Below are 15792 nucleotides of genomic sequence, written 5' to 3' on the forward strand. Positions count from 1 at the left end.
CTCTATCTAGTGTACTATTTTTCTCAATATTATAAAATAAAGCCAGATTTTCAAACACAGTATTTGGTAACCTATATAAGTCAAACTTTGGTCGAAATAACCTTCCTTCTTCTGTTTCATTTCCTATTCTCATTCCAAATTTATTAATATCATCTTTTAATAATTTTAAGGCTCTCTCTTGGCGTATATTTATCTCTTTAGTCTTTATTGTATCCAGAATATTTTTTACTTCCTGCTTATATTCAGTAATTAAATTTTTATCTCCTTTTATATATGTAACGGTAGTTAGCTCATTTGGAAGTAAATTGTCTTGCTTATACCATTTACCTTCTTGGAATTTACTCATTTCTTTAGGAGTATGTATTAATTCAAACACTTCTCCACCATATTCGTCTAACTCACCCTCTCTTAACCCACTGGCTGCTGTTGTACCAAGAGGAGTTTTACATGCTCTTGGCATCATTCCATCAAATTTAAATCCATTAGGGGTTATGTTATCATAAAACCAACTGCTTAGTGGATCTTTATTATAAGCAGGGTTAAGTGCATCTATTACCATTGTAGGTAATACTGTTTCTCCTAAGTTGATTACTTTAATATGCAATAATTTAGTAAGGTTTCGAAAATACTGCTTATAATTTTCATTTTCTTCATTTATTAAAACGGCGAATTCGAAATCAGAATAAGGTGTAATCTCTTTTCTTGCTATTGACCCTAATCCCATTATCGCATATTTACATCCTTCCTCTGGAGAACCTAGAACTTTCTGACATTCATCAATTAAATCATTAATAAATCCTTTCATTCTTTTAGTAATCATACCATATAAGCTTTGTACTTTTTCTACCTTGTCTATTTTTAAAAGCTCAACATTTTCATCTTGCTCCTTTTGAGCATTATATTCTGACTCTATACCCTTAAGAGCATCTCGCACTTCTTTTCTTAAATCTTCTAAAAATTTTTTATGTATTAAATCAGACTCTTTAGCGGATATTAAAGAAGCAGGTATTTTCTTCTGTAACACATCTTCTAGAAAGGATTTCTCTGTTCTTTTAATACAATCTATTAATTCATTTTGATGTGAATTATAACATTTATCATTCGCAAACTTATCGTTAACTATTATAAGAGCAGTATTATAGAGTGCAGTTGCTTTAGTATATTCCCTTTTCTCTCTATATATACCACCTAATTCTTTTAAACTTTCAATCTGTAGCTTATAATCTTTATTGCTTAATGCTTCTTTGAAATTATGAGCATATTTATATTCCTTTTCGTCAATCTCTTTTTTATTACTATTTTTTTGCAATGGTAGTTGTTGCCGCATTTCTTTACTCCTTGCTTTGATGAGTTGGTATATGCCTATTTCCCTAATACTTTATTTACCTATTTCTTTACCAATAAATCGTTCTCTTATCTGCTCCAAGACTTTAATGTTTAAATATACCGTACTTCTTTGGTTGCTATCTCCTTCTTTTTCCTGCTCTTCTATCTTCAATGATTTCTTGTTAATACCTAACTCTGTGCAGCATGCTTCTATTTCAGCCGCAGTACCAATTACTCTTATTTCAACTTCTTCTCTGCCTGGTTCTAGACTTTTACTTTGTATCTCTCTTAGTAATCTACCTCTAACTCTCTCTAACCTTGTTTCTTTAGGACTCTTATTACTAGGCTTAATATCATCAGCTTTTTCTTTACCTTTAATATGTTCAACCATGCCTTCTTGTTTATGAACATGTTCCTGTGGTGTTATTTCATTCAGTAAATCTTTTGCTTCATATATCATCTTAGGATCTACCTTAGTTCGAACTTCTATACATTCTTCTAAAGATGTTTTGGCTTCTTCTACCCTACCTTGTTTTTTATATATACAGGCTAATCCATATAATACATTTCCTGTTAAGTGTGACTTACTGCTGTCTAGCTCTTTAGCTCTGATGAAAAACTTCTCTGCATATTCCAAGTCATCTCCCATTCCTCTTACTTGGAAGATCTTTCCTAATAACTCATATTCTCTAGCTACTCTAGTATTACTACTGGTCTTAATTACCCATTCTAGTTTCTCATACAAAGTTTTAGAAGTTAATTGAGATACATCTTTTCCTATCTCCATATTCAGCCCTTCTCTTAAGTGGTCACATGCCACCTCTAATGCTTCTTCACAGAGTTTTACACGCTCTTCTTCCGCTTGAGTAAGTGCTGCTATCTTAACATTTATGTCAGCAATTCCTATTCGACAAAATCCCTGGTTAAATTTATCTTTTAGCTCGTTAGGGTATTCATACTTTTCTTTCTGTAATAGATAATCATATTCTTTGAGTGCGTTATCTAGGTATTCTATATTATGTTCTTTATACCCTCTTAGGTTGTACCATAAGATTACTCCTCCCCTTCTAAATATGGTACTATCCATAGGCCTTGGCTTACCTTCATTGTACTTCTTATCAATGTCCTCATATTCCTTATCTTCTTTGATTGCTTGATCAATTAGATCTCTTATACTTACAGCATCTTCAAGATACTTTTTGCTTTCCTCATCTTCTAAACTTATACTCATACAACTTCTTCCTAAGTGATATAGCACTTGAGCATATAAAGTAGGAAGATCTCTTGATATACCTTTAAGCTTAGTATATACCTTCCCTACGTCTAATAAATCATCAGCTCCTAATAAACTTTCAATTTGCTCTCTCTGTTCGCTCAGTACCCTATTCGCTCTTTCATGCTCTCCTATAAACCCGTAAAATACTCCTCTACTTATCTCAAAGTAAATCATTGCAGGCGTAAACTTTATTTTATATTTAGCAGCATTTAATAATAAGCTTTCAACATGAGGAACCACTACTTGGTTTCTATCATACTTATCACTGGTGTTATTATCCCTGGCTATATGTTGACTTAGTATATCACTCGCTTCACTTATATACTGTTCTCTTTCTTCTTGTGTCAATAATGACCTACTTACTTCCTGGACTATACGATGAAGGTATATTACTCTCTTATCATCTATACCACTCTGATTTGATATCATAGATAGTTTTTCAAGGTTCTCTATACTATCTATTATTTTACGCTCACTTGCTATTAAGCTTTCTCCCTCTTGTAGCATTCGCCTCCGGTTAGCAAGTAACCATATCGGGATTGAATCTGAGTTTAAAAATGAACAAAAATTTAATACCTCTATTGCTTCTTTCCCTCCTTTACCCTCTAATACTTTCTTCCTAGCTAATCTAATCGCAGCTCTTATATTATTTTCTCCTCTTTCCTTATTATAATGTTGCTGCATTAGTTTATCTTCTCTCTTCTCTACCTCCCCGCCTTCTTTTTCCAGTTCCTCCAGATATCTCCCTATGCTGATTCTGTATTTTTTTATATATAGCCTTGCTGCATCAACTCCAAGTGGGATATTATCAAATACACCGGTAAGTAACCTTATCTCTTCTTCCCTTATCTCAGGAAGCTTATCTTTCAAATGGGTAAGTAAAAATAAACATGCTTCATCCTCACTCCAACCAAGCATTGGTAATCGAACAGAATCTAAGTAAAATGATAAAGTGCTGTCTTGAGTAGTAATTATTATCTTTCCATTATTCTTTATGTTTTGGGGTATATATCTATCAAGACGCTTTTTAACTTTAGGATCATCTATATTATCTAAGATTAATACAAACCCTTCATTCTCTTGCTTTGCCAGTTCTCTTAATACAACCCTCTTAACATCTTTAATAGGAGCCTTCTTTATCCCAGCTTCTTTTGTGAGTAACACCGCTAATTCTCTATAACCCCTTTCAAAGCCTCCTAATGATTCTCCGCTTAGTTCATATACTATTTTGCTTGGATCTTGCATATGGTACTGTTCTGCATAATGCCTGGCAAGTTGCGTCTTACCGGATCCTGCTATTCCGGCAAGTATTACTGTTGATTTATTAAGTAATGCTTCTTCCAATAAGACAGTACTACCGCTTTCATAGTAATGACTAACCGCACCTATAGGGTCATATGCTTGTATTCCCAAGTCTGTTGTTACTTCATTTCCTTTCTTCCCGTAATCTCCCTGTTGCTTCTCTAGCATTTCCTTTATTTTCCTTACCGTTTTATCTTTTCGTTCAACTCTTTTGGATAATAATCTTAGTTGATCTACCATGTTCTCATCAGTTGTAGCTTTTTCAAGTACTTCTCGGTTTAATATAGTTCCTGTTACTTTTATTAAAATTGTATCCCTATTAGCTTTAATCTCATGTAATGTACTATATGCAAGATTAGCTCCATATAAATTACTTCCTTTTAGGTTAACTTTCTTCATCCTCGCATCAAGTGCAAAGGCTTCTTTAAGCTCTGCTTCTCTTAGATCTACCTCTTCTAAAATTATACCTTTTAGATAAGTATGATTTAACTTAGCTTTACTTAAATCACACTTCCTTAGTTTCAAGCCACTAAAATCAGACCCGCTGAAATCTCCTCCGCTTAAATCACTTCTTATTAGTTCTTGGTTTCTACATGCAGCTGTAACTTCTTTGTTAAGTTTATATTTATAACTTACATATTCATTAAAGGTTTTATCCACAGCATCAGGATTCTTATTCCTTCTTTTATCAGCATATTCTACCAAGTCAGATACAGGTACAAGCTGAACTCTGGGAGTATAACTCTTATAATATATATCATCTCTTGGCTCAGTCTCTACTTCATACCCCGAATCTAATAGCTTACTTAATTCCGTCCTGTAGCCATACACCTCAGGTTCACTATCTTTGTGAGAACAATACTTCCCTTCTTTAGTAAACAATCCTACTTTTAAAAATACATCTTCCGTTTTCCATTCTTTTATCTTACAATCTTCTGCTATATATACTTTTAAGCCTATATTTCTGAATTCCCCGGTAATTACTCCTCTAAGTAATACTTCTTTGTTAATATCAAGCTCTTCCTTGTCAGCATCACGATTGCTTAAGTAGTTAAAAAGCCTTCCAACTCCAGCAGCAGATAACCTCCCTATACTTTCTATATCACTTAAGCAAGAGAGCTGGTATTCAAATGCTATCGCTAAATCCCGAGCTACATCTTGTAACATTAATTCCAGCTCTTCCTTATCATGTACAAGCATTGATTCCGCAACACTCTTTGCTTTCTTGTTCGCTATTCTCATACCTATAAGTTTAACAGCCCACCGGGCAGGCTTAAAAACTCCTTTCTCAACCGTGGTACCTATCGACGGTATAAATGGCACTGCAGATGCCCCTTCAAGCAATACTCCCGCTATATCCCCTGTTATGCTTATTCCCTTATCAATATTCTTAAACTTTTTTTCAAGCGTGGGTCTTTCTCTCTTTACACTTACATTCTCTCTCTTCTCAACATCATCCATACAAAAATGTAAAAAGCTTCTTATAAACAAATTCTTTTTCTTTTCTATATCCCATAACCTTACATCCCCTACAACATTTTGCTTTCTTACTTCACTTCCTTCCTTCCTGTTAAACATTTCAATCTCCGTTTAATGTTAGCAAAATAAAAGTATAGTAGGTAAGACAAGATTATTTACTTAAGCACATGCTTATATAAACATGTATCTGCTCAAGCTTAATACATATGTAACAATAATAAACTATTGCTATACACATAAAAACAAAGTTAATACTCCTGCTATCCACTCAAAATTCCTAAACTTTTCTTACAACCAGAAGTAGTTTTAACTAAATATTTTAACAAGAAGCTTTTTCTTAACTTTGCTAGCAGTAATATTTCATTATATATTTGCAATAACACAAATAAATGAATTTATAAGCATAAACTATTTAAATTAGGCATAATACTAAACTACCCCCTTAGGCATATATGTAATTTTTTCATAACCGTTTATGCTTTGAGAACTAACTTATCTGTAATTCCTGCTTACAGTGACTCAACTTCTCTATCTTCTTGAACAGCTCCTTCGCACGGTTATCATATCCCATTTCTTTACATGCATAGGCAGTTAAGTATAATGCTAATACTTTCTCTTCCTGCTGTTGGGATGATAAATTACTAGCTCCTTTAAATGATAACATAATACCCTCAAGTTCTTCTAACTTCTCTTCGGCTTCTTCCTTCTTTCCATGCATTATATGTACTTTAACTAATAGATAATAAGCTAATATATGTGGTGCTACGGTTATACTATCTCGTTTATTTAATAACTCTTGAAGTGGTTCTACTGTAGTTATTTTTTCAAGTTGGTTATACCCTAAGCTTGAACCGTCATTCTGAAGCTCAATCGCTTTATTTAACAACTCTTGTATCTTTGTATACTCTTCTTGATTATTAATATCATGGTATTTAACTAAGAACATCGCATATTCTGTATATAAATTTCCATTTATAAGCTCTGCAGATTCCATGCTTAAGGCTAACTCAAATGTTCTTCCTACTTTTCCTAGGTACTCTTCATACTTCTCTATATTATTAATTTCTTTAAAGCGAATTGACTTAACATGATACATGCAGGCCAAGTTATGTTTTATACGCCTTTCTTGGGGTATAAGCCTTTCACTTAACACTTCATAACAGCTTATTGCTAAGTTTAAATTTCCGGCTTGCCAAGACTCCTGAGCATAATTACGTATTTCCTGAATTAAACTATATGGCTCTATATCATTTAATTCAGGAAATATTGATAAGTATAAAGCTAAAGCTTGATCACTACTACCCGAAAGCATTACCTTGTTTGCTAAACATATGGTAAATTTAACTAAATTAATTTTAAAAACCTGAAACTCTCTCTGATCACTAATATTTAAGTTTTGTAACATTTCTACTACTTGACTTATATAATAATATGCCTCTTGGGTTTCTTTATATTTTCTTAGTCCTCCTAGAGTCATCAATATATTGTTTTTTGTGTCTATAATATCAGAATGATCTCCTTTATATAACCTAAGTCTGATATTAAAACTTATTATATAGTTATTTAATGCCTCTTTAAATTTTTCTTGTTTAGCTAAAATACTTCCAATATTATTATACGATGCAGCTATCTCTGGATGATCTCCTTTATATAACCTAAGCCTCATATTTAATGCTTCCTCAGCACATGACAGCTCTTCTCCATATCTAGATAGGTTTGCTAAGGTCTCACTTTTATTGTCGAGTATGCCTGCAATCTGCTTATGATCACCATGATATATTTTATATGCAATCTCTAAACTCTTTTGAATATATTGCAAAGCTTCTTCATAATTTTTTTCCCTGTCCAATATAAGACTTATATTACTTAGTATACTTGCAGTTTGGATAACATCTTCATTCCTTGTTCTAAAATTTAAACTTAAACTTTTAAAGAAATTGTTATATGCTTTCTCCTCCTTTTTTAAATTTAAATATATTATTCCTAACTCATTCAATACTATAGCTTGTTTAATAAAATTATTTCTATCAATTTCATTTAAACTATCTTTATATAATTGGCATGCTTTGACATAATTTTCTTTTGTTTTAAATGCGCTAAGAATCTGAGCTTTATTAAATAATATTATATACTTATCTATATTATTACATTCTCTGCTTATTTCCTCTATTTCTTCTAATGCTTCTTTATTCATACCAACTTCTCTATATGCTAAAGCTAGTTTTAAATGTATATTTGGCTCATTTATGATAGTATTTTTTAGTTCATTAATTACCTCATAATATTTTAAAAACTTATAGTGTATACTCCCTTTAATTATAGGATGATTTGAAAATAACTGTTCTTGGGATAATCTTAACCGTAAAGATCTGATATTACTTTCTTCCTTAATTATGTAACTCAATGGTAGTGCTGTATAATAATATCTATAGACTATACTAAAATCTTTTAGATAAAATATTTCCTCCTCTAACTTGAGGTTAGTGGAATGACTAACCTGAGGGGCATATTCTCTTAAATAAGAAACATTCTCTCTTTGCCCCTTGTTTTTTTCATAAGTTCTAACCCTTAACTCGTTAGCAATACTTAAAGCCAATTTTAAATTTTTTAATCCTTCTTGGCTTATTGTTGCTACGCTTTGTATAATCTTCCATATGGTAACCCTTCTTTCCCCCAAACATGTTCCTAGCTCTGCTATCATTCTATCAAAAAATCTGTATATTTCTTTCTTAATATTTAGTATTTCTCCTTCTTGTTTTATATTAAAAACTATTTCATGAGGATCAAAATTTTTACAATCCTCTTTAAGTAATTGAAAAGATCTTGGTTTAATCGTTTTAATATTTGATAATTTTTGCTGATATTGATTTAATAGCTTTTTACTACCAGCTATCAATATTGTATACCACAATGCCTGGACAAGATGAGGATCATCATTGTACCATACCTCATCAACTTGAAAACGCATCAGTTCATTAATTGTTCCTATCAGCTCAAAAGGTTTACACGGCACTATCCTTTTTATCTCATCTTCAATTGTATATTTATTATATCCTCTTTCTCTACCTAATGGGGACTTACATGCATGCCATTGTGAACCATCAAAACTAAATCCTCTTCTGCTTATACTGTCATAAAACCAGTTATGTTCTTTATCATTACCATCACTTAACTTGAAGTTGTTTAGTTCTTTTACTCCAAATACAGTAAGCAGAGATTCTCCAAAGTTTGTTACCTTAATATACATCAATACTGCCAAGTTCCTAAAATACTCTTTTACTTTTTCCTCCTCCTTTTTCCCTAAACCTTCCTCTATCAATATCCCCCACTCCATATCAGACCATGGAGTCATAGTGCCTAATGCCATAGAACCCATACCAAATATCGCGTAGCCTACTTCCCTATCTTCTCCTGTTTTGCTATTTTTTATTTTTGGCAAACCTCCTAATTCATCTATGCAGTCATTTAATAGTTGCTTGATTAAACCATCTCCCCCTATAAAATATTCCCTTATCTCCTGATATATCCTCTCTACTTCTCCTGCTCTCTTTTCTAGCCCTTCTTCATCTAGTTCCTCTCCTCTTTCCTTTATCCCTAAATCTTCTACCTTTTTAAGCTCTCCTCCAATCCATTCCCTATGCCCTTCTAATTTACTTTTGTAGTCTCTTATTTTCTTTAAGCTTCCTTCACCACTATATCCTTCTGGTAATATTTTGTCTTTTCTAGCTTGCCTTATAAATTTTTCTTCTACTAATCCTATTTTATTCTCTATAACCTTCCTTAACTCTTCTTTATTTAATTTATCAGGCAACCTATATATTATATTGAGTATATACTGATATATCCCTACTGCCTTAGGGTAATCTAGTCTATCCTCCCCCCTAGAATATATATCTCCTAACTTTAAAAATAATTCATACTCCTGCTCATAATACTTACCTATATTTATTCCTCTGTTACATAGCTTTAACCCTTCTTTAACCTTCTCTAAACGTTCAGCTATATCTCCTACCTCATATAATTTAATTAATTCCTCTATGATTCCCTCTATCTTGATTAATGTTTCTTTTTCATTAAAGTAAGTCAGGTCATCTACTATTATTTCTTTTTTTTCAATATTTATTTTTACTCCACTGGTTTCTCCATACTCTCTCATATGACTTATATTTGTTCCTACCACCCCGCCAATAGATTTCTCCTTGCTTGCAAGTTTAAGATTATCCCATTCACGATTTAAGCTATTGTTAATTCCATACCAAATGTCTTTATATAAAGATTCTTCTATGTTATTTCTGTATGTCCCCAATGGAAAATATTGCGAACCTTTGAGCTTCTCATTTATACTAGAAAAAATATTATAATATTTTATAGCTTCACTTTTTTCACCTAAGCTAAAATAAGTTAAAGCCAGCCCTGCTAATGCAAAGTAGGTATTCGCATTTACTATATGATACCCATAAAATTCTAAGCAATCTTTATAAGCTTTAGTAGCAAAATTTAGTGATTCCTTGTTATAAGTTTTATTGTGAATTCCTTTTATTAGATAGCATTGTGCCATATAAAATTGAGATTCTGCTTTTTCACTTAAATTATATTTTTGACTATTTTCTCCTCTTTTCTTCTTTCTTTCAGCATTCTCATAATTCCTAATAGCTAAATTATAGTTAGATATCGCATCTTCAAATTTACCTTCAATAAAATAACAATAACCAATATTTTTTAAGGTCTTAGACTTTTCTGAAAAGCAGTATTCTTGCTCAATACTATTAAAAATTCTTAATGCAAGTTTAGATTTGATTAGCGCATCTTTGTATTGCTCCTTATAAAAGTAACAGGCAGCAATATTAAAGTGTGTTCTGCCCATTTCATATGGTTTAGGATAATTTACATTATTAAAAACCTTTGTTTGTATGCTAAGAGCTTGTGTAAATAGATCTAAGGCTTTATCGTATTTTTTACATTTAATATAAACTAGTCCTAAGTCATTCAATAAAGTAGCAGTATCAGGGTGTAAATGGTCTTTAAATACACGATTTCTCATATTGAGAGCTTTTTTATACAATTTTTCAGCCCTTTTATAAATTTCTAAGGAGAAGAAAGTTGCTCCTATATTCCAGTAAGAGCTAGCTATTAGAGGATGATCCTGATTACCATATATAATACTTCTCATCTTTAAAGCTTGTTTATGACATTGCCTAGCCTCTTTAAGCTTATTTAATTTCATTAAAGTAACACCTAGATCATTGAGACATTCTGAAGTATTGTAATGTGGAATGTTATTATATATTTTTTTATACTCTTCTAAACATTCTCTAAGTAAGTTTTCCGCTGTATGATAGTCCCCTTGATCTAATGCAAAACTCCCTTTATTTTTTTTAGCTAAAATACTATCCGGATGTAGCGTATCGTTTTTGTCAAATGTACTTTCTCCAATAGTCTGAATCCTATGATTATATACTGACTGTATGTTAACCTCAGCTATCTTGCGATAACGTTCAGCTTTCTTAAACAATGATAGTTTTTGATAAGTAACACTTAAATTAAAGTAGGAAGTAGCTAAATAAGGGTTATGTTGTTCCCCATAGGATTTTTTTCTAATTTCAAGAGCCTTTTCATAGTATTTATGTTCTTTTATAATTTTACCTCTTTCACCATAAAAGGTTCCTAAGCTATTATAAATATTAGCTAAGTTAAGATGAGAATCAGAATTTAACTTAATTTTTAAATTAAGAGATTTTTTGAGAAATAATTCTGCTTGAGAGAAATTTGCTATACGTGTTAAAAATATCCCATAATTGAAGAAAAAATCAGCTATTTCATTATCAGGTATAAGGTATTTTTTTAATTGTAAATATACTTTCTCAGGGTTATTTGCTATTTTTAAATTTAATATTTTAAATATTTCATTATAATATTGGTTGGCCTCGTTATATTTTGAAGCCACAAAGCATACTACAGCTAAATTTTCTAGGCTATTTATGATATGAGAAATAAACACGCATTTATTCTTTAATAAATATAAGGAGCGTTTAAAATAATCTTCTGCACTTTTATAGTCTCCTAGCATAAGATATAATGTACCAATGTACCTATAAGGCACATTATTTTTTGGTTCTTTTTCTTTCCATTTTTTGAAACACTCTAATGCTTTACTATATTGTATTATTCTTTTATATATCAGGCCTTTATTCTCATAGCTTTCATCATAAAAGTTATGTATGTTAAAATAATCTTTAGATGATTTGCTGCTATTATAACAAAAATCCTTAAAAACATTATAAAATGGTATTATACTATAATAATACTTAAATAGCCCTCCTTTATCAGTCAATTCCTTTTCAGGTAAGCTAAAATACTTTTTTGTCTCTTCCAAGCTTTCTTCTAGATTATTTAAAACCTTACTAGGATACATAAATTCAAATTGACCTTTATTGGCAAGATATGTACGCAATCTAAGCATTACAGCAAAACTAGCTGCATATTTTAAATAATGAGGAGCATCTTTACCTTTTTCTGTAGTACCGATTACCTTGTTTTCATGCAGCTTATTTATTGCATCCCATATGCTTACAGGTTCTATTCCAAAATATAATGCTAACCCATATATAAACCTATCTGGTAATCTATATATCTCTTGTTTCACATTAAATAACTTACCTTCCTCTTCCATAGCGTGGAGTTGAGGCTTAAAAGCATGGATATCTCCTTCAAAATGAACTTTTTGTAAAGCATTATGTTCAGCACTATATTTAAATTCTTCTACCCCGTCTTTTAATCTTTTTAGAGTTCTAACTTCATAATTTGGTATACCATTTTCATTTTTAATATTTAAGAACTTTGTTACTTTTTTTCTAAAATTAGCAAACAACTCTTTTTCCCCATAAATAAAGCAACTTGCTTCTAATATATATGGTAGGTTCTTATCTATATGACTATACTTCTCATCTAAATACCTTGCCATCTTTTCAGGAGTTTGTATTAACTGATAATGCTTATCTTTCTCTATCCTGCCTAATGGGGTCTTACCCCCTAAATCAAAGTTAAATCCTCTACATACAAAACTCTCTAAATTAATTTTATACTTACTAGTCGGTATTATAGTTTCTCCTAAGCAAATTACCTTGAAATGTACTAAATGGCTTAAATTCTTAAAATAATTCTGAACCTTAGGATCACTATTATGCTTGTATTCTTCATTCTCAGTAAGTATAGCAAACTCTAAATCTGAATATGGTGTAAACTGATTTAGTGCTAATGACCCTAGCCCTATGACACTATATTCACAAGGAGGCTCATCTATCACTTCCTCGCACTCTTTAAATATTCTTGCTATAAAGCCTTTAACTTGTTCAGCTAAATATTCGAAAAGCTCCCTAGATTCATTTATAAAGTATTCTTCTGATTTATATGCTGATTCAGCTTCTTCTTTCTTTAGAGATCCTTCATCTATCTCTTTTACCTTCTGCTCTGCTTCTTCTCTTAATTGCTTTAAAAAAGCTCTGTTATCTCTAGATTCTTGCTCTACTAACTTGGATTGATTAGGAGTTGTCTCTTCTATAGAAATAAATACTAGCTCACTAAGTTTTCCCCATATTATAGCTAATTGCTCAAATGATTGTACTTTATAATTCTCTAACTCCTGATTAGTTGTATCTTCTTGTTCCTCTTCTATTCTCTCTACCATGCTTAAGACATAATGGTAGAATACTGCTGCATCTGTATAATCTTCTGCTTTGCTTGATATCCTTCCTATATCTATATATAAATCTCCGAGCTTTCTATATACTTTTATTAAATTGATAGCTGCTTCAGAGATAGGATTTATAGTATATTCATAAACTAACTCTTTTAGCTTAGCTGCAAATGTTTGCTCTTCCACTCGTAATTCTTTTAATTTTATTCCTTGATAATTATTCTCTCCAATTATACTTCTCGTATGATAATCTATTTTCTCATTTTTTTTCCCTTCCTCTCTTACTATATACTTTTCAATAAGATCTAAACTTATCTCCTCTTCTGCCTTCTCAAAAAGTAATCTGCAGCATTTCTCTAACTCTTCCTCTGTATACTCTCCTCTTTCTCCTTTTCCTAATGCTCTCTTCTGCTCTAATACGCTAAATATCATCTCTATACATTCTGCAGGTAACTCACTTATTTTCTTTCCTATATTTGACTCATTTCCTCTCAAGCTTTCTGCTTTGTTCTTGTTGCCTTGCCTTATACTTTCTTCTATCTCTTCTAATCTATCATTATTTAATTCTATACCTGTTACCTTGCTACACTCTCTTATATGTCTCGCCCTTATAGCTATTACTCCCTCTTCATGCTTATTTCTAGTAATTGGACTTAGGCTATATATGTTTACCTCTTCTCCTGACGCTTCTGCATATACTTCATTCCTTATTTCCCCCCTACTGTAGTCCCTTATATTACTGAATACTATTACACCGCAGTCATAGCTGTTCTCATAACTCCCTTGCTGGTCTATATTCTTCTCGTATTCCTTAACTTTTACTTCTATTTCTTCAGCTCCTGCCTCTACTCCTTTATTCTCTAGCTCTGTTCTTATTAAGAATCTAATCTGCTCTTTTATTACTTCTAATAGTTTTTCCATTTCCTGCTTTGGAAAATGGCCTACCCCATATGGATCGTCATATAGTATGCTGCTTTCTTTACTTTTATAATCTATCTCTATTCTTACACATCTCCAATGTAGCCCATATAATATAGGTAGCACTATAACTCTCGGCATAGATTGCCATCTATCATTGTTATATTCTTCTATTTCATGACTACCTGTTATTCTTGCTATATCATCTCTCAGATATTGATTGAAATTATCTGAATGGTACGGATCAGCTATAAATATGCCTTCCTCATTCTCCCGGTGTGTAGTATATCTTTCTTCCTCTTTACCTTCTATATCAAAAGGATGTAACATACTGTTTCTTATTGCTACCAGTAGCCTAAATCCATCAGTAACACTGTACCAATACTTCCTGTCTTCACCATGACCAATCAGATTCCTATCATCCCCTGCTGCACTCAAGTCCCTTAGCTTTTCCCCGGTATTTTTATTATATTCATCATCTTCCTTAAAATCTTCTCCTAAACTTTCTACAGCTCCTTCTTTCATTCTTTGATATTGAGCTTCCCACTCTATTAAATCCTTACATAGCTTTTGTGTTCTCGCAGTAACTTCAAATCTTTCTTGCTTTAATCTTTGAGTAACAAAGTTATATGCTTCCTCTACCAATTCTTCTCCTTCATATCTCGACAGTATCCCACCTTCCTTATTGTACTCCTCAACTGCTCTCTTAATGTTATTAAATAATATTCCATCCCACTTCTTATTGTAAGCTTCCTCTATATCAACTGACTCTATATATTCCCTAAGCTCCCCACAATGCTCACCCATGAATAAGCTTGTAGCTATTTTATGTATTTGTGTATTGATACTCGCTTCATTAGAAATATCGAGAAGAGAGGAATTTGAGGTATTTAAGGAGCTAGAAGCACGCATATAATTAACCTAAACATTTAATATAGAGCCTCTAACCATTGCTTTATTGCTTGCTACTTAACAATAGTTAATTTATTAAGTTATATTCCTTTAATGTAAATTTATTAGATTAAATACAAGCTTTTGGCTTACTTATTAAACATCATCTTATGAATATATATTTTTATACTTATGTTAAAAGCTGCTTAGTAGCTTAACCCCAGGCTCTTTCAAAGAACCGTCCCCATTAACATAGTAATATAACGTAGCTTTCTTTATCCCTAGTTTCTTTGCAACTTCTTGGGCTATTGACTTACGATTCGACATAGCAGCCACTGCCATTTGTAATGTTGCTACGTCCATCTTACGTGGCCTTCCCCCTAATCTTCCTCTTGCTCTTGCTGATAATAAACCGGCTTTAGTTCTTTCTATGATTAACTCTCTTTCATATTCAGCTATAGCTCCAAATATACCAAACACTAACCTTCCATTAGGGGTATTAGTATCAATCTGTGCTCCCTGCCCTGTTAGTACTTTAAACCCTATATCTCTCTTTCTTAAGTCTTCTACTATATTTATTAGATGATTTAAGCTTCTGCCTAATCTATCTAATTTCCATACTACTAAAGTATTTCCCGGTTGTAGTGACTTAAGGCATGAAACTAATCCTGGTCTGTCATCTTTTTTACTCGAGGCATAATCTTGATATATTCTATCTTCTAATATTCCTGCTTGTATTAAAGCATCTTTTTGTAAATCTAATGTTTGAGAATTATCATCCTTTGAAATTCTCACATAACCAATTAGCATTTTATTATTTTACCCTATGTCTAAAAAGCTAATATGCATACTATATTCTTACTTTGTTTTTTCAATAGGTTTTTAAGCGCTTTCTTATACTGTTTTA

4 protein-coding genes are annotated in these 15792 nt (G+C 31.9%); all 4 read right to left on the reverse strand.

The genetic code is table 11. The annotated features are described in order from the left end of the window. On the reverse strand, positions 1–1327 hold a 1327-nt coding region (locus NF27_RS06830; RefSeq protein WP_039457433.1), incomplete at its 3' end, for a DUF294 nucleotidyltransferase-like domain-containing protein. A gap of 51 nt (positions 1328–1378) precedes the next feature. Next, positions 1379–5482, reverse strand: coding sequence for a pentapeptide repeat-containing protein (locus tag NF27_RS11260; protein WP_053332656.1), 4104 nt, complete (start codon positions 5480–5482; stop codon positions 1379–1381). Between the two features lie 388 nt (positions 5483–5870). After that, complete coding sequence (locus tag NF27_RS06840) at positions 5871–14906, reverse strand: tetratricopeptide repeat protein (RefSeq protein ID WP_039457434.1); 9036 nt, start codon at positions 14904–14906, stop codon at positions 5871–5873. Positions 14907–15080: 174 nt separating this feature from the next. Beyond that, positions 15081–15695 (reverse strand): recombinase family protein, encoded by a 615-nt coding sequence (locus NF27_RS06845; protein WP_039457436.1) that lies wholly within the window; start codon positions 15693–15695, stop codon positions 15081–15083. Between the last annotated feature and the right edge of the window lie 97 nt (positions 15696–15792).

The sequence above is a fragment of the Candidatus Jidaibacter acanthamoeba genome, assembly GCF_000815465.1.
Lineage (GTDB): Bacteria > Pseudomonadota > Alphaproteobacteria > Rickettsiales > Midichloriaceae > Jidaibacter > Jidaibacter acanthamoebae.

What these genes read in the sequence shown, in the direction of transcription:
- NF27_RS11260 (WP_053332656.1), bottom strand. Translation starts at nt 5,482, where the DNA reads ATGTTTAACAGGAAGGAAGGAAGTGAAGTAAGAAAGCAAAATGTTGTA.
- NF27_RS06840 (WP_039457434.1), bottom strand. Translation starts at nt 14,906, where the DNA reads ATGCGTGCTTCTAGCTCCTTAAATACCTCAAATTCCTCTCTTCTCGAT.
- NF27_RS06845 (WP_039457436.1), bottom strand. Translation starts at nt 15,695, where the DNA reads ATGCTAATTGGTTATGTGAGAATTTCAAAGGATGATAATTCTCAAACA.